We start from the raw sequence: 23,112 nt of genomic DNA on the forward strand, positions 1-23,112 counted from the left end.
GCGCCCCGTCTCCAGCGGGGCGCCTCCCGGCCACCCGAGAGGCTGCCGTGTACCTGTCCACAGTGGACAAGCCGGTCACCGGCCCCGCCCCGCGCGGCACCCGCGTCGCCGCCACGGTGCTCGCCCTGGGCACGGTGAGCCTGATCACCGACGTCTCGTCGGAGATGGTGGCCGCGATCCTGCCGCTGTACCTCATGCTGGGCCTCCACCTCGGCCCCCTCGGCTACGGCGTGGTCGATGGCCTATACACCGGCGCCACCGCGTTGCTGCGCCTCGTCGGCGGCTACGTGGCCGACCGCATCCGCCGCCGCAAGGCCGTCGCCGCCGCGGGCTACGGGATCTCCGCGGCCGCCAAGCTGGGCCTGCTCGCCGCGGGCTCGTCGGTCCCGCTGCTCAGCGCCGTGATCGTCGCCGACCGCGCGGGCAAGGGCCTGCGCACCGCCCCGCGCGACGCGCTCATCACCCTGTCCACGCCGCCGGAGCGCCTGGGCCGGGCCTTCGGCGTGCACCGCGCGATGGACAGCGTGGGCGCCTTCGCCGGCCCCCTGGTCGCGGTGGCGGTGCTGGGCGCCTCGGCGCAGTCCTTCGACGCCGTGTTCGTGACGAGCTTCGCCATCGCGGCCCTGGGCGTGTTCGTCCTGCTCACATTCGTGCCCGACCACCGCGGCCCGGCCTTTGCGACGCCCGCCCCGAACCAGCCCGCGCCGAACCGGCCCGTCCCGAACCAGCCCGCGCCGAACCAGCCCGCCCCGAACCAGCCCGCCCCGAACCGACCCGCCCCGAACCACCCCGTCCCGAACCAGACCATCCCGAACCAGCCCGCCCCGAACCGACCCGCCCCGAACCAGGCCACGCCGAACCAGGCCACGCCGAGCCGGCCCGCCCCGAATCAGCCCGCGCCGAGCCGGCCCGCGGCGGTCTCCGTGCGCGCCGCCGCCGCACTGCTCGCGCGCAGGGACTTCCGGCTCGTCGTGCTCGCCGCGGCCGTCATGGGCCTGGCCACCATCGGCGACGGGTTCGTCTACCTGGTGCTGCAACGCCGCCATGATCTCGCCGTCGGATGGTTTCCGCTGCTCGCCGTCGGCACCAGCCTCGTCTATCTGCTCCTCGCCGTCCCGGTGGGCCGCCTCGCCGACCGCGTCGGGCGCGCCCGCGTCTATCTTGCCGGGTTCGCCGCGCTCGCGGTCGTCTACCTGCTGCTCGCCGCCGGGCTCGGCGGCGGGCCGGTGCTCGCGCTCACGGTGGCCCTCTACGGCGCGTTCTACGCGGCGACCGACGGCGTGCTGATGGCGCTCGCCGGGCCGCTGCTCCCGGAGTCGTTGCGCACGACCGGCATCGCCCTGGTGCAGAGCGGGCAGTCCCTGGCATATCTGGTCTCCTCGGTCCTGTTCGGCCTCGCGTGGCAGCTGTGGGGGCCCGGCCCGGCGCTGCTCGCCGCCGCCGCGGCCACCGTGGCCGCCCTCGCCCTCGTCACCTCCATTCTCCGGAGAGGTACGACAAAAATTGCGTAAGATCTTGTCAACGTCGATCGTCGCGGCGATCCTCGCCGGAGGGGCCGCGGTCTACATCTACAAGGCCGCGCACCGCAACGATGCCGCCGCGGCCACGGCCGAGGCGGTCCACCTCCGGCCCGGGGATCTGCTCGTCCGCAGCACCGCCGACGGGTCGATGGGGCGCCTCGCGGTCGTGGACGGCGCCACGCGCAAGGTCTCGGCCGTCAGCTGCAATCGCGTCTACGCCGCCGGCGAGACCGTCATCTGCCTGCGCCCCGACGGCCCGCTCGCGACCTACCAGGTCGCCGTGCTCGACGGGAGCCTGCGGGAGCGGGACACGTACCCGATGGTGGGCGTCCCGAACCGGGCCCGCGTCTCGTCCGACGGGCGCCTGGTGACGTGGACGGCGTTCGTCACCGGCGACTCGTACAACGGCGGGCAGTTCTCGACCCGCGTCGGGGTGCTCGACACGACCTCCGGCGACCTGCTCGCCGACACCCTGGAGACATTCACGCTGACCAGGGACGGCCAGCCGTACCAGGCCGCCGACGTCAACTTCTGGGGCGTCACGTTCGCGCGGGACGACCGGACGTTCTACGCCACGATGGCGACCCAGGGCCGCCGGTACCTCGTGCAGGGCGACCTCACCGCCCGCACCCTGCGCACCCTGGCCGAGAACGTCGAGTGCCCGTCGCTGTCGCCCGACGGCACCCGCATCGCGTTCAAGCAGGCCGTCGGCGGCGACCCCGCGAAGGGCTGGCGCCCGGCCGTCATGGACATCGCGACCCGCGGCATCACGGTGCTCGGCGAGACCGGCAGCGTCGACGACCAGATCGCCTGGCGGGACGACCGCACGGTGATGTACGCGCTGCCGCGGGACCGGGACCACACCGACGTCTGGTCCGCGCCCGCGGACGGCACCGGGGCCCCGGCCGTGCTCGTGCCCGACGCCGAGTCGCCCGCGCGCATCGACTAGAAATCGACCCCTACCAAAGAGTAACTTGACCGGATGCGAACGCTGGCGCTGCTCATCGCGGCCGTGGGGATCCTCCTGGAAGGCCTGGTCATCGGGGTCACGCTGTTCGCCCTGGGCGGGGTGATCGACGCCTACTCCATGTCGCTGGCCGGCGCCGACCCGTCCGCCGCCCAGCTGGCGGTCAAGATCACGGGTGTCGTACTCGCCGTGCTCCTCGTCGTCCTCGCCGCCGGACTCGCCGCGGCGGCCGCCCGCGACCGGCACGCCCGCCGGATGGCCTTCCTGGCGATGCTCTTCCAGTGCGCGGTCGTCGTGATCGCGGGGCTGGCGCTGGGCTGGGCCGTGTTCGCGGGCACCCTGCTGGTGCTCGGCACGCTGCTGTACGCCCTCCTCGACGACTCGCAGCAGACCGCGACCCGCTGAGCCCGGCCGCGGTGGCATGCTTGCCCGGTGCGGATCACCACCCTGGGCGAGCTGGCCGTCGACGGCCGCCCGGTGCGCGGTGAACGCCTCGCCGCCGTGGTCCGCGCGCTCGTCGACGCCCGCGGCCGCACCGTCACCGCCGCCGCGCTCGCCGAGGCCGTGTGGGGCGGGGCGCCGCCCGAGGACGCCGCCGGGGCCGTCCACGCGCTGATCGCCCGCGCCCGCCGGCTCGGCCTGCCGGTGACCGCGGCGCCGGGCGGATACCAGGTCTCGGCCGCGGACGTGGAGCCCGACACGGTCCTGGTCCGGGCCCGCCTCGACGCCGCCCGCGCCGCGCTGCGCAACCGGGACCCCGCCACGGCCCGCGAGCACGCCGACGCGGCGCGGGCACTGTTCCCCGACTCCCCCGACCTCACCGACGACACCGTCGCCACCCTGCTCGCGGACGTGGCCGCGACCAGAGCCGAGATGACCGTGCCGGGCACCGAGGCGGGGCCCGGCGCGACGATCGAGGCCGACCTGCGCGCGCTCACGGCCCGCACCCCGCCCCACGAGCCCTCCGCGGCGCTGCTGATCCGGCTCCTCGCCGCGCGCGGCCGCCCGGCCGAGGCCCTGGCCGTGGCCGACCGCCTCCGCGCGACCCTCGCCGAGCACTATGGCACGGACCCGTCGCCCGCCGTCGCCGCCGCACACCTGGCCGTGCTGCGCGGCGAGGCAGGCCGCGAGGTCCGGCCGGCCGAACCCGCACGCCGGGCGGGTCGCGGCCTGCCCCCGGTGTGGCGGCGCGCGACGACCGCGATGGTTGGCCGGGACCGCGACGTGGCCGCCGTCCGGGACGCGCTCGCCCAGGCCCCGCTGGTCACCGTCGTGGCCGTCGGCGGCGCCGGCAAGACCCGGCTCGCGGCCGAGATCGCGCGGCACGCGGCGGCCGAGGGCGGCCCGGTGCACGTGGTCGAGCTGGCCGGCCTGCGCTCGGGGGCCGAGGTGCTCCCCGCCCTGCTCGCCGTGGCCGACCCCGCCCCGGGACGGACCGAGCCGACGGCCCCGGCCGAGCGGCTCCAGGAGATCGCGGGCCTGGTCGTGCTCGACAACTGCGAGCACGTCCTCGCCGACGCCGCCGCGGCCGCGGCCGGCCTGCTCGACGCCGCGCCCGACGCCGCCGTGCTCGCCACCAGCCGCGCCCCGCTCGGCCTGCCCGGCGAGGCCGTGTACCGGCTGCCCGCCCTGGACGACGAGGCCGCCCTGGACCTGCTCACCGCGCGGGTCAGAGCCGGGGGCGCGACGCTTGCCGGGGACGACGGCGGGGCCGCCGTACGACTGTGCCGTCGTCTCGACAATCTGCCGCTCGCGCTGGAACTCGCCGCCGCCCGGCTGCGGCACATGCCGATCGAGGACGTCCTGGCGGGCCTCGACGACCGGTTCGGGCTGCTCGACGCCGCCCTGCGCGGCCTGCCCGAGCGCCACACCAGCCTGTGGGCGATGGTCGACTGGAGCCGCGAGCTGCTCGGCCCGGGCGAGCGGGCGCTGCTCGAACGCCTCGCCGTCATTCCCGCGCCGTTCACCCGCGAGGTCGCCGAGCACGTCTCGGGGCAGCGCGACGGGGGCCTCGCCCTGCGGCTGGCGGCGCTCGTGGAACAGTCGCTGCTCGTGCTCGAGGACGGGCCGCGCTACCGGATGCTGGAGACGGTCCGCGAATACGGCGAGGCGCGCCTGGCCGCGGCCGGCGGGCGCGACGAGGCCATGGCCGGGCTCACGGCCTGGGCGCGGGCCGAGGCGCTGCGGCTGCACGCCGAGTTCGTCGGCCCCGGCCAGCTCGCGGCCGTCGCGCGGTGCACGGCCGGGCAGGACAACCTCGTGGCCGCGCTGCGGTGGGCCATCGGGCGCGACGACGCCGCGGCCGTGGACATCGCCGTGACACTGTTCCACCTGTGGACCGTGCGGGGGCTGCACTTCGAGGTCACGCCGTGGGCCTCGGCGCTGCTGCACCGCGACGATCCGATCGAGCGGCGGCGGCACGCGCTGGTGCGCGCCGCCGACCCCGACCGCCTCATGTGGCTGTGCCTGCTCATCGGGCTCAACGCGTTCGCGGTCGACGCGCACCGCGAGTACGCGCTGACGAAACGCCTGCTCGGCCACGCCACCCGCACCGAAGGCGGCTCCGGCCGGGCGAGAGCGCTCGCGCTCATGGTGCCCGCGCTGGGCGACCGGGACCCGAACGTCGGGCTGGCCGCGGCCGAGCGGCTCATCGCCCAGCCCGACTCGTACGCGCAGGGCTTCGGCCTCTTCCTGCGCTCCGCGATCCGGGAGAACCGCGGCGACGTCATCCCGGCGCCGGAGCGCTTCGCCGACATCGAGCTCGCCTACCACCGCTTCGAGGCCGCCGGCGACCACTGGGGCATGGGCATGGCGGCCCAGATGATCGGCGCGCAGGGCCACGAGGAGTGGCTGCGCCGCGGCGCCCACCACATGGAGCTGCTGGGCGCGGCCGACGACGTGGGCTCGATCCGGGTCCTGCTCGACGTGCAGCTGGCCCAGCGCGGCGACGACGAGGCGGCCGAGCGCCTGCTGGAGGTCGTCCGGGCCGCGGTCGTCGAGCGGCCGGCCGGGATCCAGGGGATGGACTCGATCCAGGCGTACCTCGGGCTGGCCCAGCACGCCTGGCTGCGCGGGCGGGCCGAGGAGGCGGTCGCGTTCGCCGAGCGGGCCGCGGCGAGCGCCGACCGGGCCGGGACGCCGGTGCCGCAGGTCCGCCTGGTGTTCTTCGTCGCCGCGGCCGCCTTCCGCCTGCGGGCCCACGGGCGGGCCGGGGCCGAGCGGGCGGCCGGGCTGCTGGCGGACGTCCGCACCGAGGCGCTCGGCGACATCGACGCGCCCGCGCTCGGCTCCTGGGCGCTGTGCGCGGCGGCCCTCGCCGCGCACCTCGGCGACCCGGCGTCGGCGCGGGAGCTGTGGGCGCTGGGCGAGCGCTGCTCACCGGTCGCGATGCACCTGTTCGACCCCGGCGCCGACCCGGTGCTCGACGCCGCCCGCGAGCCCGACCCCGCGGCGGCGGAGCGACGGCTCGCGGCGTGGCGGACGCGGCCGATGACCGAGGTCACCGACCGGATCCGCGAGCTGGTGGATGTACACCTTCAGACCTTGCGGCGATAGGCCCACAGCGCCAGCGGCATGAACACCGCGACGAGGGCGGCCGACCAGCCCAGCGTCCACCACACGTGCACCCCGTAGCCGGGCGTGCCCAGGAACAGCCCGCGCATCGCCTCGACCAGGTGGGTCAGCGGGTTGTTGCGCACGAACCCCTGCATCCAGCCCGGCAGCGTCGCGGTGCCGACGAACACGTTGGAGGCGAAGGTCAGCGGCAGCACGATCAGGAAGCAGATGCCCTGCACCGCGCCCGAGGTGCGGGCCAGCATGCCGATGAGCACCGGGGCCCAGGACAGCGACAGCGCGAACACGACGGCGAGCAGCGCGCCGGCGACCGCGTGCAGCGGGTCGGAGCCGATGCGGAAGCCCATGACGTAGGCGAAGGCGAAGGTGGAGATCGTCACCAGGAGGTACCGCACGACGTCCCCGAGCACCGCGCCGATCAACGGTGCCGCTCTGGGGATCGGCAGGGAGCGGAACCGGTCGAAGATGCCCTTCTCGATGTCGGTGTTGAGGTTCACGCCGATCGAGATCGCGCCCATGGCGATCGTCTGGGCCAGGATGCCCGGCATCACGAACTGCAGGTAGTCGTGGGTCGAGCCGGAGATCGCGCCGCCGAAGATGTACACGAAGATGACCATGAACAGCACCGGCTGGATCGTCACGTCGATGAGCTGCTCGGGCGTGCGCATCGTCTTGATGAGGCTGCGCCTGGTGAGCTCGAGGGAGTGGCGCAGCAGCTTGAACGGCTTCGGCGCGGGACGGTCGAGCACGAGGGCGGTCATGACGAAACCTCCGAAGGCTTTGCGGTGAGGGAGAAGAAGACCTCGTCCAGCGAGGGCAGGTGCAGGGAGAGCTCGGTGACGGCGATGCCCTCGGCGGTCAGCTTGGCCACGGCCTCGGCCATGGCGGCGTCGCCGGAGACGGGCACGGCCAGCACGCCGGTGCGGATCTGGTCGGCGGCGGCGCCCGAGGAGACCATGGTCAGGATCTCGGCGGCCCGGGGCAGGTCGCGCTCGTCGGACGGGCGGACCTCGAGGGTCTGGCCGCCGACGATCCGCTTGAGCCGCTCGGGTGTGTCGTGGGCGATGACCCGGCCGTGGTCGATGACCGTGATCTCGTCGGCGAGGGCCTCGGCCTCCTCGAGGTACTGCGTGGTCAGCAGCACCGTGGACCCCTCGCGCACCAGCTTGCGCACGACCTCCCACATGTCCTCGCGCTTGGCCGGGTCCAGGCCTGTCGTCGGCTCGTCGAGGAAGATCACGTCGGGGCGGCCGACCAGGCTCGCGGCCAGGTCCAGGCGGCGGCGCATGCCCCCGGAGTAGGTCTTGGCCGGCCGGTCGGCGGCGTCGGTCAGGTCGAACCACGCCAGCAGCTCGGCGGCCCGCGCCCGGGCGCCCTTGCGGCCCAGGTCCAGCAGGGTGCCGAAGAGCACCAGGTTCTGCCGGCCGGTGAGGTCCTCGTCGACGGAGGCGTACTGCCCGGTCAGCCCGATCGACGCGCGGACCTTCTCGGCGTCGTGGACCACGTCGTGCCCGCCGATGCGGGCGGTGCCGGCGTCCGGCCTGATGAGCGTGGACAGGATGCGCACGGCGGTGGTCTTGCCGGCGCCGTTGGGGCCGAGCACGCCGTGCACGGTCCCGCGCGGGATGACCAGGTCGACGCCCTGCAGCGCCTTCGTCTGGCCGAAGTGCTTGACGAGGCCGCTCGCCTCGACCATCACGTCGTTCGTCATGTCCCGAACTCTGCCCGCCGCGACCGACACGGCGCCGACACGCGACCGACACGACCCGACACGCGGCTGACGTGCGCGGCGGCGGTACCGTGACGGCTCATGAACGACACCCAGCTCAGCCCGGGCCGCCGGGTCGGCCGCCGGGTCGGGCGGCTGATCGGCCGCGTGCTGCAGGGCATCCAGCCCGCGGAGGCGATGCCGCAGCTCCTGGCGCACCCGGAGGAGGACGCGGCGGTCATGGACTGCGCGCTGTACGTGCGCGGCAGCCGCCAGCCGGGCCGCCCCGCGTTCGCCGAGGCCCTCACCGCGGCTCGGCGCCGGCGCAACGGCTTCGTGTGGCTGGGCCTGTTCGAGCCGAGCTGGTCGCAGTTCACCGCGGTCGCCGAGGCGATCGGGGCCGACGAGGCGGTCGTCGACCAGACGCTCGACGCCGAGCGCCGCCCGGCCATCCAGCGGCGCGGGGACGTGACGGTGCTCACGCTGCGCACGGCGCGGTACGTCGAGCACGCCGAGCTGACGGAGACCTCCGAGGTCGTCGACACCGGCGCGGTCACGCTGCTCATCGGCGCGCACTTCGTGGTGTCGGTGCGCCACGGCGGGGCGGGCGCCCTCGCGGACGTGCGCGAGGGGCTGCAGCGGCGGCCGAGCCTGCTCGGGCAGGGCCCGTGGGCGGTCGGCTACGCGGTGATCGAGCGGATGGTCGAGGTCTACCACGACGTGGCCACCCGCGTGGAGCAGGACGTGGAGAAGCTCGAGGAGACCGCGTTCCGGCGCCAGGGCGGCTGCGACGTGCAGCAGATCTACCAGCTCAAACGGGAGCTGGTGGAGTTCAAGCGGGCCGTGCTGCCGCTGCAGGCGCCGCTGCGGCTGATGACCGACATCGCCTCCGAGCTGCCGCCGGGGCTGCGCCAGCACTTCACCGACGTGCTGGGCCGGCTCAACCAGGTGGTGGAGCGCGTCGGGACGTACAACGAGCTGCTCGACTCGATCCTGCAGGCCCGGCTGGCGCAGGTCGGGCTCGACCAGAACAATGACATGCGCAAGATTGCCGCGTGGGCGGCGATGGCCGCGGTGCCGACCGCGGTCGCCGGGGTGTACGGCATGAACTTCGACCACATGCCGGGCACGTCGTGGCGCTGGGGGTTCGGCGTGGCGGTGCTCGTGATGACCGCCGGGATGCTGGTGCTCTACCGCTTGTTCCGGAAATCGAGATGGCTTTGACCGGATGATTGCCGAGGGGTCATGACGACCACGCCCGAATACCTGCTGCCCGCCCGGGTGGAGAGCCCGGAGCCCAAGGAACGGCCCGGCGGACCGATCGGGCGGTGGCTGCTGGAGCACCGCGTCGCCCCGGTCGGGCCGGAGAGCGACGAGGCGCACGCCAAGCCGCAGGCCTGGTGGAAGGTGATGACGCTGACGGGCGTGGACTACTTCTCCACGCTGTCCTACCTGCCGGCCATCGCCGCGCTGGCCGCCGGGGCCCTCTCCCCGCTGGCGACCCTGCTCATCGTGGCGCTCACGCTGCTGGGGATGCTGCCGATGTACCGCCGCGTGGCCAAGGAGAGCCCGAACGGCCAGGGCTCCGTGGCGATGCTGGAGACGCTCCTGCCCTTCTGGCGGGGCAAGATCTTCGTGCTGGTGCTGCTCGGCTTCGTCGCCACCTCATGGATCATCACGATCACCCTGAGTGCCGCCGACGCCTCCGTGCACATGCTCGAGAACCCCGTGTTCCCGGGCTTCATGCACGGCCACGCGGTGATCATCACCGTGGTCCTGCTGCTCATCCTCGGCGGCGTGTTCCTGCTCGGCTTCAGCGAGGCGGTCGCCGTGGCGATCCCGCTGGTCGGGGTGTTCCTCCTGCTCAACGCGGTCATCGTGGTCGTCGGCCTGGTCGACGTGTTCACCACCGCCGGGGCGCTGTCGGACTGGACGCACGCGCTGAGCACCGGGCACGGCGGCGGCTTCGGGCTGCTGCTACCGGCCGTGGTCGCGTTCCCGTCGCTGGTGCTGGGCCTGTCCGGCTTCGAGACCGGGGTCAGCATGATGCCGCTCGTGGCCGCGGAGGGCGAGAACGCCGGGCAGCGGCGGGCGTCGCGCCTGGCCAACACCAAGAAGCTGCTCACGGTCGCGGCCGCGATCATGTCGGTGTACCTCATCGCGACGAGCTTCATCACCACCGTGCTGATCCCGGAGCAGGAGTTCAAGGAGGGCGGGAAGGCGGCCGGGCGGGCGCTGGCCTACCTCGCGCACGAGAAGATCGGCGAGGCGTTCGGCACCGTCTACGACATCAGCAGCGTGCTCATCCTGTGGTTCGCGGGCGCGTCGGCGATGGCCGGGCTCATCAACATCATCCCCCGCTACCTGCCCTCCTACGGCATGGCGCCGGAGTGGGGCCGGGCGGTGCGGCCGATCGTGCTGGTCTACACCGCGATCAGCATCGGCATCACGGTCGCGTTCGGCGCCGACGTCAACGCCCAGGCCGGGGCCTACGCGACCGGCATCCTGGCCATGATGGTCTCCGGGGCCGTGGCGGTCACGATCTCGGCGTGGCGGGCGGGTCAGCGCCTCGCGGGGATCGGGTTCACGGTGCTGACGCTGATCCTGCTGTACGCCCTGGGCGCCAACGTGATCGAGAAGCCCGACGGCATCCTCATCTCTGCCGTCTTCATCGCCGGGATCATCGCGGTGTCGCTCGTCTCGCGGGTCAGCCGCACCACCGAGCTGCGCGCCGAGGCGATCGAGTTCGACGACGCCGCCCGCCGCTTCGTCACCGAGTCGATCGGGCACGACGGAGAGCTCAACATCGTGGCGAACCGCCGGCAGGACGGGGACAAGGCGGAGTACGAGGGCAAGGAGTCCGAGCAGCGCGGCCTCAACCCGGTGCCGGGCCGCGCCGACATCCTGTTCCTGGAGGTCGACGTCGTGGACCCGTCGGCGTTCTCCGGCACCCTGTGCGTGCGCGGGGTCGAGGTGGACGGCTACCGGGTGCTGCGCACCGAGAGCCCGGCGGCCCCCAACGCGATCGCGGCGGTGCTGCTCGCGCTGCGCGACGCGACCGGGGTCCGCCCGCACGCCTACTTCGAGTGGGCGGAGGGCAATCCGCTCGGGCACCTGTTCCGGTACCTCATCCTCGGCCGCGGCGACACGGCGCCCGTCGTCCGCGAGATCATCCGCTCGTCCGAGCCGGACCCGTCCCGCCGTCCGGGCATCCACGTCGGGGGCTGACGCGATAGCGTGTACCCCGACTTCGGGGGGGGAGGCCACATGCCAGTGTCCAAACAGGCCCGGCTGGTGCACTGGTCGGTGATCGTCTCGGCGCTGCTGCTCGGCATCGCCGCCGCACTGTCCTGGGCGGCGCTCGCGCACCTCGCCGGGCTGCACACGAGGATGGTCTCCGACGGGCAGCTCGCCCAGGCGCGGACCGACATGCTCAACAGCCTCGTCACCGGGGGCGTCTCCGCGCTGGTGCTCGCCGTGATCGCCGTGTTCCTGCGCCGGCCCTCCAGCAAGGCCCGCACCGCGGTGTGGGTGTTCGGGCCGCTCATCGCGCTGACGACGCTGTGCTTCCTGGTCGGCGGGCCGGAGTGGGCGGTGGCCCCGACCGGCGAGGAGCCCGCCGAGCTGCGGGCGGAATACGCGCAGGTCGTGCCGGACTGGTACGTGTGGCCGCACGGGATCGCCGGGCTCGTCGCGGTCGCCCTGCTGATCTTCGCCGCGATCTTCCTGACCCGCGCGGACCTGCGGGAGCACTACATGGACGGCGGCTACGACGCCGCCCGCGGCTACACCTCGTGGGTCGATCGCACCGGCGGCGCGTGACCGGCGTGCGCGCCGGGGTTAAGGTGTCGCCGTGACGGAGCCGACCTCTCCCACCGGCCCGACCTCGGGGCCCCGGCCGCCGGCGTGGAACCGGCCGCAGCCACCTCCCCCACCACCGCCGCCCCCGGCCCCGCCGGCCAACGTGCCGATCTCGGGTGAGCTGCTGCCGCCCGGCGGCTACGGCCCCCCGCGCGCGGTGCCCCCGCCCGGCTACGCGCCGCCGCCCCAGGTGCCGATCACCAAGCGCATCCCGGACAACCTGCCGTTCGTCGCCCGGCCCAGCGTGCTCAAGCGCATCCTGGTCCTCGGGCCGATCGCCGCGGTCCTGCTGCTGCTGTTCGCCTGCCCGCTCGGGCTGGCCCTGACCGCCGGCAACGACCCGAACCACACCAGCGGCGACGCCGTGGCGCTGGTCGGGATCGTGCTCTGCCTCGCCGTCGTGATCACCGCCGCGTTCGGGCTGCAGATCTTCCTCGTCGCCTCGGGCGGGCCGGTCCTCGCGCTCGCGCCCGGCGGGCTGTGGATCAAGACGCGGCCGACCCGCGGGCAGGCGGTCTGGCTGCCGTGGGAGGGCGTCGAGCAGATCCGGCGGCGGCGCTGGGGCCTGGAGAAGATGCTCGTGGTCAAGCCGCGCGACCCGCGCGTGGAGGGCAGCCTCGGCGCGTTCACCCAGGTCGACTCCGCGTTCCTGAAGCTCTTCTACGGCTCGGGCTTCACCGCGACCCTGAACTTCGCGGACCGCTCCGAGGACGAGATCCTGGCGGCGGTACGGCAGTTCAGCAACGGCCGCACACCCGTCAACATCTGATTCGCATCTGATCCACCCTGTCGCGCGCCGGTCCGTGGCTCTCGGCCCGGCGCGCAGTATCATCCGAGGTCGCGACCCCGAAGCGGGCTCGCGTACCAGCCGTGGTTTGGACCGGCACCGATCCGGAAATCCGGGGCGTCGGGGGCCACATGTCACCAGGGTGCCGAAAAAGTGTCAGACCCTAGGTCTACGCTCGCGGGCAGCACAGGGACCAGGACCATTGGAGAGAGCCGAGTTGACCGCACAACCCGAGACCTTGTACGGGGCAGCAGACCTCACGCTCCTCGAAGGGCTCGACGCCGTCCGCAAGCGACCGGGCATGTACATCGGCTCGACCGACAGCCGCGGCGTCGCCCACCTGTTCAACGAGATCGTGGACAACTGCACCGACGAGGGCATCGCCGGGCACGCCACCCGCATCGAGGTGACACTGCACGCCGACGGATCGGTGCAGGTCGACGACGACGGCCGCGGCATCCCCGTGGACGTGCACGAGAAATCCGGGATGTCCGGCGTCGAGCTGGTGCTGACGAAGCTGCACGCGGGCGGGAAGTTCGGCGGGTCGGGGTACAAGACCTCCGGCGGCCTGCACGGAGTCGGCGCCTCGGCGGTCAACGCCCTGTCGACGCGCTACGACGTGACCGTGCGCCGCGACGGCAAGGTCCACCACATGTCCTTCCAGCACGGCGTGCCGGGCGAGTTCGACGGCCCCAACGCCAACTCGAAGTTCCGCCGCGGCGGCGGGCTCGTCGTGCAGGGGCGGATGAAGCGCGGCTCGTCCACCGGCACCTCGACCCGCTACTGGCACGACGCGCGCTACTTCGAGTCCGGCGCGGCCCTTGACCCGGAGGCGGTGCGGGCGAAGCTGCGCAACACCGCGTTCCTGGTGCCGGGCGTGACCTACGTGCTCAAGGACGCCACGCAGGGGTCGATCGAGACCGAGACCTTCCACTACCCCAACGGCCTGGCCGACATGGTCGAGTTCCTGGCCCCCAGCGGCGACAAGCCGGTCTGCGGCACACTGCTCATCAACGGCGAGGGCACCTACAAGGAGAACGCCGCCGACGAGAACGGCGTGATGAAGGCCAACGTCGAGCGGCGCGCCGAGGTCGAGATCGCGCTGCGCTGGGGCACCGGCTACGACCGGGTCGTCGAGTCCTTCTCCAACACCATCCGCAACATGCACGGCGGCACGCACCGGCGCGGCTTCGAGCGCGGCGCGCTGCGGGCGCTGACCGAGGCCATCCGCAACACCCGCGGCCTGCTGCGCCCCAAGGAGGACCTGCCGACGCTGGACGACGTGCTCGAGGGCATGACCGCCGTCATCCACGTGCGCATCCCCGAGCCGCAGTTCACCTCCCAGACCAAGGACGAGCTGTCCACCGCGCCCGTGACCCGGGTCGTGCAGCAGGTCGTCGAGCAGCACATCAAGGCGTGGATCGAGGCGCGCAAGACCAAGGTCGAGGCGCGCACGGTGCTGCAGAAGATCGTCGACGCGGCCCGGGTCCGGCTCACCCAGAAGCAGCAGAAGGACGCCGCCCGGCGCAAGACGGCCCTCGAGGGCGCGTCGATGCCGGCCAAGCTCGTCGACTGCCGCTCGACCGGGGTCCAGCGCAGCGAGCTGTTCATCGTCGAGGGCGACAGCGCCCTGGGCACGGCCCGCATGGCCCGCTCCTCCGAATACCAGGCGCTGCTGCCGATCCGCGGCAAGATCCTCAACGTCCAGAAGGCGAACATCCAGCAGGTGCTGGACAACGCCGAGTGCTCGGCGATCGTGCAGGTGCTCGGGGCCGGCTCCGGGCGCACCTTCGACCTCGAGTCGATGCGCTACGGCCGCATCCTGATCATGGCCGACGCCGACGTCGACGGCTCGCACATCCGCACCCTGCTCATCACGCTGTTCGCGAAGTACATGCGGCCGGCCATCGCCGACGGGCGGCTCTACGCGGCCGTCCCGCCGCTGCACAAGATCGTCACGAAGGGGCGTAACCCGGAGACGATCTATACGTACACGCAGCAGGAGATGGAGAGCACCGTCGCCCGGCTGGAGAAGGCCGGCAAGCAGGTCGTCACGCCGATCCCCCGGTTCAAGGGTCTGGGCGAGATGGACGCCGACGAGCTGTGGGAGACCACGATGAACCCGGCGACCCGGGCGGTGCGGCGCATCACCCTCGACGACGTCGAGCGGGCCGAGGAGGTCCTCGAGCTGCTCATGGGCGAGCGGGTGGAGCCCCGCCGCAACTGGCTCATCGACTCCGCGGCGCGGGTCGACCAAGAGACGATCGACGCGTAACGACCCCGGAAGGCCGACGGAACACGATGGCACGCAAGAGCACCAAGGCGGTCAAGGCCGACCTTTCCGCGTTCGACCAGGCCGGTGCGCGGGTGCTGAACAACCCGCTCATCACCGAGGTGGAGGACTCCTACCTGGAGTACGCCTACTCGGTCATCCACTCCCGGGCGCTTCCGGACGCGCGGGACGGGCTCAAGCCCGTGCACCGGCGGATCCTCTTCTCGATGAGCGAGCAGGGGCACCGCCCCGACCGGGGGCACGTGAAGTCCTCCCGGGTCGTCGGTGACGTCATGGGTAAGTACCACCCGCACGGCGACAGCGCGATCTACGACGCCATGGTCCGCATGGCCCAGGACTTCTCGCTCAACGTCCCGCTCATCGACGGGCACGGCAACTTCGGCTCCCCGGACGACGGGCCCGCCGCCTCGCGGTACACCGAGGCGCGCATGTCCCGCGAGGCGATGCTGCTCGTCGGCGAACTGGACGAGGGCACCGTCGACTTCAGGCCCAACTACGACGGCTCCCTGGAGGAGCCGTCGGTGCTGCCCGCCGCCTTCCCCAACCTGCTGGTCAACGGCTCGTCCGGGATCGCGGTCGGCATGGCGACGAACATGATCCCGCACAACCTCGCCGAGATCGTGGCCGCGACCCGCTGGCTGATCAACCACCCGGCGGCGAGCCTGGACAAGCTCATGGAGTTCGTCCCCGGCCCCGACCTGCCCACCGGCGGTCTGCTGCTCGGCCTGGACGAGGTCCGCCGGGCCTACGAGACCGGCCGCGGCGTGGTCCGCATGCGCGGCCGGGTCGAGATCGGGCTGCTGGAGGGCAGCCGCGGCCGGCAGGCGATCACGGTCACCGAGCTGCCCTACGGCATCGGCGCCGAGAAGGTGATCGAGAAGATCACCGACGAGGTGAACAAGACCAAGCGGCTGCAGGGCATCGCCGACGTCAAGGACCTCACCGACCGGGAGAACGGCACCCGCCTGGTCATCGAGTGCAAGGTCGGCGTCAACCCGCAGGCGCTGCTGTCGGACCTCTACCGGCTCACCCCGCTGGAGCAGTCCTTCGGCGTCAACAACCTCGTGCTCGTCGACGGCCAGCCCCAGACCCTCGGCCTCAAGGCGCTGCTGGAGGTGTTCCTGCAGCACCGCTACGAGGTGGTGACCCGGCGCACCGAGTTCCGCCGCAAGAAGCGCCAGGACCGCCTGCACCTCGTCGACGGCCTGCTCATCGCCCTGCTCGACATCGACCGGGTGATCGCCCTCATCCGCGACAGCGACAACGCGGCCGCGGCCAAGGCCGGCCTGATGAGCGAGTTCGGGCTCACCGACATCCAGGCCACCTACATCCTCGACACCCCGCTGCGCCGGCTCACCCGCTACGACCGCATCGAGCTGGAGGCCGAGCAGCAGCGCCTCAACGAGGAGATCGCGGCGCTGAGCCTGATCCTCGACGACGAGAAGGTGCTCAAGAAGGTCGTCTCCGACGAGCTCGCCGCCGTCGTCAAGGAGCACGGCCAGCCCCGCCGCACCACCCTCATCGACGGTGACCTCAAGGAGGTCCTCGCGGCCTCGGTCCCGGCCGGACCGCTCGAGGTCACCGACGACCCGTGCCAGGTCCTGCTGTCCGCGACCGGCCTCGTCGCCCGCACCGCCGCCGAGTCCGAGGAGGCCCCGGAGGGCAGCCGCAAGGCCGGCCGCGACAAGCACGACGCCGTCCGCTCGGTCGTGCACACCACGGCCCGCGGCCAGGTCCTGCTCGTCACGAGCCGCGGCCGCGCCTTCAAGGTCGACGTGCTGCCCCTGCCGGTCCTGCCCGACCAGTCCGGCACCGTCTCCCTGCGCGGCGGCATGTCCACGTCCGAGCTGGTCCCGCTCGAGTCCGGCGAGACGGTGGTCGGCCTCGCGCCACTCGCCGACCGCGAGTCGGGCTCCCCGGGCCTCGCCCTCGGCACGCGCAACGGCCAGGTGAAGATCTGCGCCCCCGAATGGCCCGTGCGCTCCGACGAGTTCGAGGTCATCGGCCTGCGCGACGGCGACGAGGTGATCGGCGCGACCTGGCTGGCCGACGGCTCGGAGACCCTGGCCTTCGTCAGCAACGACGCGTCGCTGCTGCGCTTCCCGGCGAACCTGGTCCGGCCGCAGGGCCTCAAGGGCGGCGGCATGGCCGGCATCAGCCTGGCCGACGGCGCCCAGGCCATCTTCTTCGGCGCCGTGGTCACGAAGGACCCGGAGCACGGCGAGCCGATGGTCGTCACGGCGACGATGGGCAACGCGAAGATGACGCCGTTGCGCCTCTACCCGGCGAAGGGCCGGGCGACGGGCGGCGTGCGCGCGCAGCGCTTCCTCAAGGGCGAGACCCACCTGGTACTGGCCTGGATCGGGCCCCGCCCGGTGGCCTCGAACACGAAGGGCGACGCCCGCGACCTGCCGCAGGCCGACTCCCGCCGCGACGGCTCGGGCGCGCAGCTGCGCGCCCCGGAGCTGATCGGCCACCTGGTCGAGCGCGGCTGAGGCCGCCACTCGTCCCGGATGCGACGAAGGCCCGGCCCACGGCAGCGATGCCGGGGCCGGGCCTTCGCCTCGTCCTGTCAGCACGACCCGCGTCAGCCGCCGAGTCCCACGAACCGATCTGCCGACCGGTGTAGGGCCAGCCGCTCGGCTCGGGCGACTCGACCACGGACGGGGACGGCGCCGCCACCGGGGCCCGCGTCGCGGGCTTCGCCGGCCCGGTGCAGGCGGCCGGCCCGGCGAACGCGACGCTCATGACCAGGACCCCGACCCGATCACCCAGACCAGCCATGCGCACCCCCGATGCCCGGCCCGACGGTCGGTCCCGGTCACAACAGCCCGCACCCGACCAGGTGCGCGCGAAGATCGGCTTCCTGGGCGGCGGTCAGCGGCTCTCGGGGAAGGTCGAACATGGCGGGGCCATCCGGCCAGAACAGATACGCCTCCGGCCGCTCCTCGACGCGGCGGACAGCCGGCCAGGTCCATTGCTGCCGGGTCAGCTCGGTGCTGGACTCGAGCGCATCCTCGGTGATCACCCAGGTGCGGGGAGCGCGCCAGGCCGCCGGAACGGTCACGGCATCGACGAACCGGTGACGGGCCCGCAACGCCATCAGCACCGCCAGTGTGGCCGCCACGATCCCCACGGCAGTGACGCGGGAGCTGCTGCCGCCGAGCGCCGCGACCACGCCGCCGACGGCCAGCACCCCGGACAGCAGCAGCGTCGAACGAACCGAGCGCCATGCGCCGGCTCGCAGCTGCGCCCGGAAGTACTGCCGGCTTCGGCTGTACGTGAACTCGATCCGCACCCGGCGATGCTATGGCCGGCGCCCGGCCCCGGGAAGATCCCGGGCGCGGGTGGAACCGTGTGGCGACCGCGGGCCGGCTGCAGGGTCCCGGCGGCCTGCGGTCGCGCATGCGGCGCTGCGCCGGCGTCTGCCGCTGATCGGCGCGTTCCTCCGGGGGTGAGCGTTTGCCCACGTGGGGGTGGGTAGAGCGCGGCCCGTGCTGACGAACCTGGCCCACCTGGACGCGCTGCGCGTCCGCATCGCGCCGCCGGCGACCGCCCGGCACACCACCTACCGGCTCGCCGACGAGCCCGCCGTCGAGGTCGTCTGGACCTACGCCGAGGCCGGGCCCGGCGGATACCGGCCGACCGGCGGCGACCCCGGCCAGGGCGCCTTCAACGCCGACGATGTCGCCCGGGCCGCGATCGTGTACCTGCGGCACTGGCGCGCCACGGGCGACACCACGAGCCGGACGGCGGCGCGGCAGCTGCTGCGCGGGCTGTGCTACCTGCAGACCGCGCCCGCCGACGACACCGACCCCCGGGCCGGCAACGTGGTGCTGTGGCAGCAGCCCGACGGGCGGCTCAACCCGAGCGCCGAGCCGGTCGAGCAGCCCGACCCGTCCGACGGTGGCGAGTCCGCGTGGCTGGCCCGCACGATCTGGGCGCTCGGCGAGGGGTTCGCGGCCTTCGACGGCGACGAGCCCGGGTTCGCCGCCTTCCTGCGCGTCCGGCTGCGGCTCGCGCTGGGTGCCGTGCGGCGTCAGGTGCTGCAACGGTACGGCCAGTGGCGCCTCGTCGACGACACGGCCACGCCCGCCTGGCTCATCGCCGACGGGGCCGATCTCACCGGCGAGGCGTTGCTCGGGCTGTGCGCGTACACCGCGCGAAGTGGCGACGAGGACGCCCGGAAGGTCCTCGAGCAGCTCGGCGAGGCCGTGACCGCGATGCGCACCGGCACCCCGTGGACGTGGCCGTTCGGGGCGGTACTGCCCTACGGCCTGTCCCGCACCGAATGGCACGGCTGGGCCGGGCTCGCCCCGGGTGCCCTCGCGCGCGTCTACGAGGTGTGCGGCGACCTCGCGGCCCGCGACGCCGCCCTCGCCGACGCGGCCTCGTTCACCCCGCACCTGCTCGTCGGCGGCGGCCCCGACAACCTGCGGGTGGCGCTGCCCGGCGCTCGCGAGGCGCTGACGGTGGACGGGGTGCAGCTCGCCTACGGGGCCCACTCCCGCGTCGAGTCGCTGCTGGCCACCGCCCGCGCCACGGGCCGGCCGGCGCTGCGCACGCTCGCCGGGATCGCCGCCTCCTGGTTCTTCGGCAACAACCCGGCCGGGGCCCCGATGTACGACCCCGCGACCGGCGTCACCTTCGACGGCATCGACCGGCCCGACGGTCTCGGGGTCGTCCACCGCGACGCCGGGGCCGAGTCCACGATCCACGGGCTGCTGGCGATGCTGGCCCTCGACGCCGACCCGCACACCGCCGCGATCGCCCGCATCGCCGAGCCCGCGGTGCGCATCGAGGGCGCCGAGATGCACACGATGGCCCTCGCCGACCCGGCGACGGGCGCCCACCTGACCCTCCTGCGCAGCCTCGCCACGAGCATCCGCGCCACCGACGTCGTCGTGCCCGGGGAGTCCCCGGCGACGGTGAGCGTGAACGACCCGGCGGGCGAGGAGATCGAGCACTACACGACGACGGCGGGCCGCATCCGGGTGCTCGTGCCGGCCGGGGGCTTCACGACCGTCGTGCAGCCGGGCGGCTGACGGTAAGTTTCACGCCCCGCCCGTGCTCATCCGTGATTGACACCGTCCGATGTTTGCCAGCCGGTGGTGACGCCGCACACACTGCGCCTACCTCGTGGGAGCCGAGCAACTCTGCCGCGCCCCGAACTCGAGGAGGTACCCCTTGGCAACCATCGCCAGAGGCGCGCTGTGGACGGCCGTGGCCGCCGCTGCCGCACTCGCCGCGGCCATCCTGGTCGCGCCCGCCGCCGCGCACGCGCACGGCGTCGCACTCGTCCCCGGCAGCCGCACGTACCTGTGCTACGTCGACGGACTGCAGGCCACCGGCCAGATCATCCCCACCAACCCGGCGTGCGCCGACGCCGTGGCGCAGGGCGGGCAGCAGCCGCTCTACGACTGGTTCGGCGTCCTGCGCTCCGACGCCGGCGGGCGCACCACCGGCTACATCAACGACGGTGAGATCTGCGGCGGCGGCACCACCAAGTACGCCGCGTACAACGCCGCCCGCACCGACTGGCCCACCACGCACCTGACCGCCGGGTCCACGATCCAGCTGCACTACAGCAACTGGGCCGCGCACCCGGGAACGTTCCACATGTACATGACCAAGAACGGCTGGGACCCGGCGAGCCCGCTCAAGTGGTCGGACCTCGAGTCGTTCTGGAGCGCCACCGACCCGCCGCAGTCCGGCGGCCCGGGCGCGCTCAACTACTACTACTGGGACACCACGCTGCCGGCCAACCGGACCGGGCGGCACATCATGTTCATCCAGTGGGTCCGCTCCGACAGCCAGGAGAACTTCTTCAGCTGCTCGGACCTCGTCTTCGACGGCGGGCACGGCGAGGTCACCGGTGTCAAGGGCGGCGGTACCGGGCCCTCGAGCTCGGCGTCCCCGTCGCGTTCGGCGTCGGCGTCGCCCTCGGTGTCGCCGTCGGCGTCGCGATCCGCGTCGGCCTCCGCGTCGCCGTCGCGCTCGGTGTCGTCGTCCCCGGCGCCGGGTGGATCCGGGTGTACCGCGACCTGGGCGCTCCAGCCGAGCTCGTGGGCCGGGCACTTCCAGGTCCAGGTCACCGTCAAGAACAACGGCTCGTCGACGCTCAACGGGTGGACGGTCCGCTGGACGTACACCGGCGGGCAGGGCTTCGAGGGCGCGCCGTGGAACGGCACCGTCGTCGCCCAGCCCCCGAACGTCGCCGTGTCGAACGTCGACTGGAACAAGGTCCTCGGACCCGGCGCCAGCACGTCGTTCGGCTTCAACGCCACGGGCACCGCACCCGCCACCGCCCCGGCGCTGACCTGCTCGAGTCCCTGACCGTTTTTGGCTAGCGGCGCCCGCACCCCGGTGGTGCGGGCGCCGCCCGACCAGTTGAGGCCCCCGTGACCCACTCCGCACCAGGCGGGACCCGCGTCCGCCGCCCGGCCGCCCCCGACGAACCCGCCCGCCGTCACCGCCGCGGCCTCGCGCCCGTGTGGCGGTACAGCATCGGCTTCGTCGCGATCCTCGCCCTGCTCGGCGCGATCGTGTTCGTCACCCAGCAGCAGAAGCCGGCCCCGCCGCCCTCGAAGGAGACCGTGCACAGCGTCGAGGGGGCGCTGGGCAACCGGCAGGCGGCGACCCTGGACGTCGTCAGCGGCGCCGAGTCCGTGATCATCCACGCCGAGCCGCTCGACGGGCTGCTGTACCGCGCCTCGACCCTGCCCGGCAGCAAGGTCGAGCCGGTCGCGGCCGAGTCGGGCGACGACGTCAAGCTCAGCCTGAACGGCACCGAGATCGCCGGCCAGGCGACCGTCCACGTGTACCTCAACGACAAGGTCCGCTGGACGCTCAACCTCGCCGGCGGCGGGCTGCGCCAGGTCGTCGACTTCGGCGGCGGCCGCCTCGCCGGGATCGAGGTCGCGGCGGGGGTGCAGGAGCTCGACGTGACGGTACCGAAGCCCGAGGGCACCATGTCGATCCACGTCGGCGGCGTCGGCCGGCTCGCGGTGCACGCCCCGAGCGGGGTGCCCGCGCAGCTGAAGCTCGGCGACCACGGCACCATCGGCGAGGTGCGCCTCGACGACAAGGTGACCAAGAACGTGGCCGGCGGCGCGACCCTCGCCACCGGCGCGGACTACGCGACGGCCACGGACCGCTACGACCTGCAGGTCGGCACCGCGGCCGCGGCCGTCTCCGTGGACCGGCGCCCCTAGGCGGTCGCCTGTGGCTCGGGGTGTCGCTGCCGGTGGCCCGGCACCCCGAGCGCGGGCAGCTTGACCAGTGAGACCTCCGGCGACTGGCCGGACAGCACCATGAGCCGGCGCATGCTGAGCCGCACCAGGTGGTGCGAGACGAAGAACAGCCACCCGGCCAGCGGCAGCTCCACGAGCAACGCGGTGGCCAGGCTGACCCACCGGTCCGGCCCCGACGCGGTCATGATGTCGAACCAGGCGTCGCACGCGAGCAGCGTCCCGCTCACCAGCGCCGCGAGCACAACGACCTGCCGCCGGCGCAGCGCCGCCCAGGCCGTGAACCCGAGCGCGACCATGAGCGCGACGTCGAACCCGACCCATGTGAGGTCCCAGTTCCCGGCGAGGTACTGCGGCGGCAACCGCAGGCCGAGCGCGATGACCCACGGAATCATCAGGACGCTCGCGACCCCGATGACGACGACGAACCGGCGCCGCGCGCGCTCGGTCGCCGCGACGGAGCGGCGGGCGAGGCGGGGCTGGAGCTGTGCGAGCCGGCGCGCGAGGTCGGCCCGCTCGGCGGCGGTCATCGACTGTAGGTCGGCGTCGGCGATCACGTCACCGACAGTACGTCGCCTGAGGTGCTCGGACGGGTGCCGACAGCAGCCTCCCAGCAAACCCTGACGTGATCCGAACGCGGCGCTCCGGCGGCGCCGCGAAATGTCGGACACTTCGCGTTTCGGGGGTTTCGCCGGGCCGCCTACTGTGGGCACAGCCGCCCGAATGGCGATATGTCGGGCACTCCGTGCCGCGACATATCGGATTTATACCCTGTCCGGGGAAATGTCCGAAAAGTCGCGGCACGGAGTGCCCGACTTTTCGGGTCCGAACGGCTCGGGCGCCGCTGCGGTCGGTGCCGCGGGTCGTGCGGGGCATGACTCGGGTCCGTGGGGGTGCTGACCGTCGCTCCCGCCAGACACCGCTGGGCGCTGCGCGCCGACGCTGCCAGGTCCGCCGTTGGTCACCCCGACCCAGATGTCAGTTCCCGGCACCGTTGCCGCCGGCCGCGCAGGACTCGGGCGCCGTCAGTCACCCGGCGCCGCTCCAGCCGCACATGGGCCGTCGCCGTCATCAGTCCCCGGCACCGTTTCAGCCGCACACGAGCTGTTGCTGCCGTCAGTCCGGCGCCGTTGCAGCCGCGCACGGGCCGGCG

The 23,112-nt window shown here is 73.4% G+C and carries 17 protein-coding genes; 13 read left to right on the forward strand and 4 right to left on the reverse strand.

Features of this window, described 5'->3' with window-relative positions; all coding sequences use genetic code 11:
• Window positions 1-47 precede the first annotated feature (47 nt).
• Genes ABT369_RS07390 through ABT369_RS07405 form a run of 4 tightly spaced genes read left to right on the forward strand, consistent with a single transcriptional unit; the run spans window position 48 to window position 6,042 of the window.
• Window positions 48-1,511 (forward strand): MFS transporter, encoded by a 1,464-nt coding sequence (locus ABT369_RS07390; protein WP_350610848.1) that lies wholly within the window; start codon window positions 48-50, stop codon window positions 1,509-1,511.
• A gap of 4 nt (window positions 1,512-1,515) precedes the next feature.
• On the forward strand, window positions 1,516-2,469 hold the full coding sequence (locus ABT369_RS07395) for a TolB-like translocation protein (protein ID WP_350610849.1): 954 nt from the start codon (window positions 1,516-1,518) through the stop codon (window positions 2,467-2,469).
• 33 nt (window positions 2,470-2,502) lie between these two features.
• Window positions 2,503-2,892 carry a hypothetical protein gene (locus ABT369_RS07400; RefSeq protein ID WP_350610850.1) on the forward strand — a complete coding sequence of 130 codons (390 nt, stop codon included), beginning with the start codon at window positions 2,503-2,505 and terminating at the stop codon, window positions 2,890-2,892.
• A gap of 27 nt (window positions 2,893-2,919) precedes the next feature.
• The gene (locus tag ABT369_RS07405) at window positions 2,920-6,042 is read left to right on the forward strand and encodes an ATP-binding protein (RefSeq protein ID WP_350610851.1); all 3,123 of its coding nucleotides are present in this window, start codon (window positions 2,920-2,922) and stop codon (window positions 6,040-6,042) included.
• Here the strand turns inward: ABT369_RS07405 and ABT369_RS07410 are convergent.
• Both ABT369_RS07410 and ABT369_RS07415 read right to left on the reverse strand, forming a co-directional pair.
• Complete coding sequence (locus ABT369_RS07410) at window positions 6,024-6,821, reverse strand: ABC transporter permease (RefSeq protein ID WP_350610852.1); 798 nt, start codon at window positions 6,819-6,821, stop codon at window positions 6,024-6,026. The genes ABT369_RS07405 and ABT369_RS07410 overlap by 19 nt on opposite strands.
• Window positions 6,818-7,771 carry an ATP-binding cassette domain-containing protein gene (locus ABT369_RS07415; RefSeq protein WP_350610853.1) on the reverse strand — a complete coding sequence of 318 codons (954 nt, stop codon included), beginning with the start codon at window positions 7,769-7,771 and terminating at the stop codon, window positions 6,818-6,820. The genes ABT369_RS07410 and ABT369_RS07415 overlap by 4 nt, the downstream gene beginning before the upstream one ends.
• 99 nt (window positions 7,772-7,870) lie before the next feature.
• Here ABT369_RS07415 and ABT369_RS07420 point away from each other — a divergent pair, with 99 nt between their 5' ends.
• The 6 genes from ABT369_RS07420 to ABT369_RS07445 all read left to right on the forward strand — a co-directional run bounded on the left by ABT369_RS07420 (window position 7,871) and on the right by ABT369_RS07445 (window position 17,204).
• On the forward strand, window positions 7,871-8,992 hold the full coding sequence (locus ABT369_RS07420; RefSeq protein ID WP_350610854.1) for a magnesium and cobalt transport protein CorA: 1,122 nt from the start codon (window positions 7,871-7,873) through the stop codon (window positions 8,990-8,992).
• Window positions 8,993-9,013: 21 nt separating this feature from the next.
• Window positions 9,014-10,996, forward strand: coding sequence for an APC family permease (locus ABT369_RS07425; protein WP_350610855.1), 1,983 nt, complete (start codon window positions 9,014-9,016; stop codon window positions 10,994-10,996).
• Between the two features lie 39 nt (window positions 10,997-11,035).
• Window positions 11,036-11,590, forward strand: a complete 555-nt coding sequence (locus tag ABT369_RS07430; protein WP_350610856.1) for a hypothetical protein — start codon at window positions 11,036-11,038, stop codon at window positions 11,588-11,590.
• 31 nt (window positions 11,591-11,621) lie between these two features.
• On the forward strand, window positions 11,622-12,398 hold the full coding sequence (locus ABT369_RS07435) for a hypothetical protein (protein WP_350610857.1): 777 nt from the start codon (window positions 11,622-11,624) through the stop codon (window positions 12,396-12,398).
• Window positions 12,399-12,633: 235 nt separating this feature from the next.
• Window positions 12,634-14,691 (forward strand): DNA gyrase/topoisomerase IV subunit B, encoded by a 2,058-nt coding sequence (locus ABT369_RS07440; RefSeq protein ID WP_350610858.1) that lies wholly within the window; start codon window positions 12,634-12,636, stop codon window positions 14,689-14,691.
• Window positions 14,692-14,717: 26 nt separating this feature from the next.
• Window positions 14,718-17,204 (forward strand): DNA gyrase/topoisomerase IV subunit A, encoded by a 2,487-nt coding sequence (locus ABT369_RS07445; RefSeq protein ID WP_350610859.1) that lies wholly within the window; start codon window positions 14,718-14,720, stop codon window positions 17,202-17,204.
• Between the two features lie 326 nt (window positions 17,205-17,530).
• Here the strand turns inward: ABT369_RS07445 and ABT369_RS07450 are convergent, their stop codons facing one another.
• Complete coding sequence (locus ABT369_RS07450; RefSeq protein ID WP_350610860.1) at window positions 17,531-18,007, reverse strand: YcxB family protein; 477 nt, start codon at window positions 18,005-18,007, stop codon at window positions 17,531-17,533.
• Between the two features lie 196 nt (window positions 18,008-18,203).
• Between ABT369_RS07450 and ABT369_RS07455 the strand changes: the two genes are divergently transcribed.
• The 3 genes from ABT369_RS07455 (at window position 18,204) to ABT369_RS07465 (ending at window position 21,923) form a co-directional block, all read left to right on the forward strand.
• The gene (locus ABT369_RS07455) at window positions 18,204-19,754 is read left to right on the forward strand and encodes a hypothetical protein (RefSeq protein WP_350610861.1); all 1,551 of its coding nucleotides are present in this window, start codon (window positions 18,204-18,206) and stop codon (window positions 19,752-19,754) included.
• 142 nt (window positions 19,755-19,896) lie between these two features.
• Window positions 19,897-21,045, forward strand: coding sequence for a lytic polysaccharide monooxygenase (locus tag ABT369_RS07460; protein ID WP_350610862.1), 1,149 nt, complete (start codon window positions 19,897-19,899; stop codon window positions 21,043-21,045).
• 65 nt (window positions 21,046-21,110) lie between these two features.
• Window positions 21,111-21,923 (forward strand): hypothetical protein, encoded by an 813-nt coding sequence (locus ABT369_RS07465; RefSeq protein ID WP_350610863.1) that lies wholly within the window; start codon window positions 21,111-21,113, stop codon window positions 21,921-21,923.
• Here the strand turns inward: ABT369_RS07465 and ABT369_RS07470 are convergent.
• Complete coding sequence (locus tag ABT369_RS07470; RefSeq protein WP_350610864.1) at window positions 21,920-22,516, reverse strand: hypothetical protein; 597 nt, start codon at window positions 22,514-22,516, stop codon at window positions 21,920-21,922. The two genes, ABT369_RS07465 and ABT369_RS07470, sit on opposite strands and share 4 nt — an antisense overlap.
• Between the last annotated feature and the right edge of the window lie 596 nt (window positions 22,517-23,112).

Origin of the sequence: Dactylosporangium sp. NPDC000244, from assembly GCF_040300725.1 — a bacterium.
In the GTDB taxonomy this organism is placed as follows: domain Bacteria; phylum Actinomycetota; class Actinomycetes; order Mycobacteriales; family Micromonosporaceae; genus Dactylosporangium.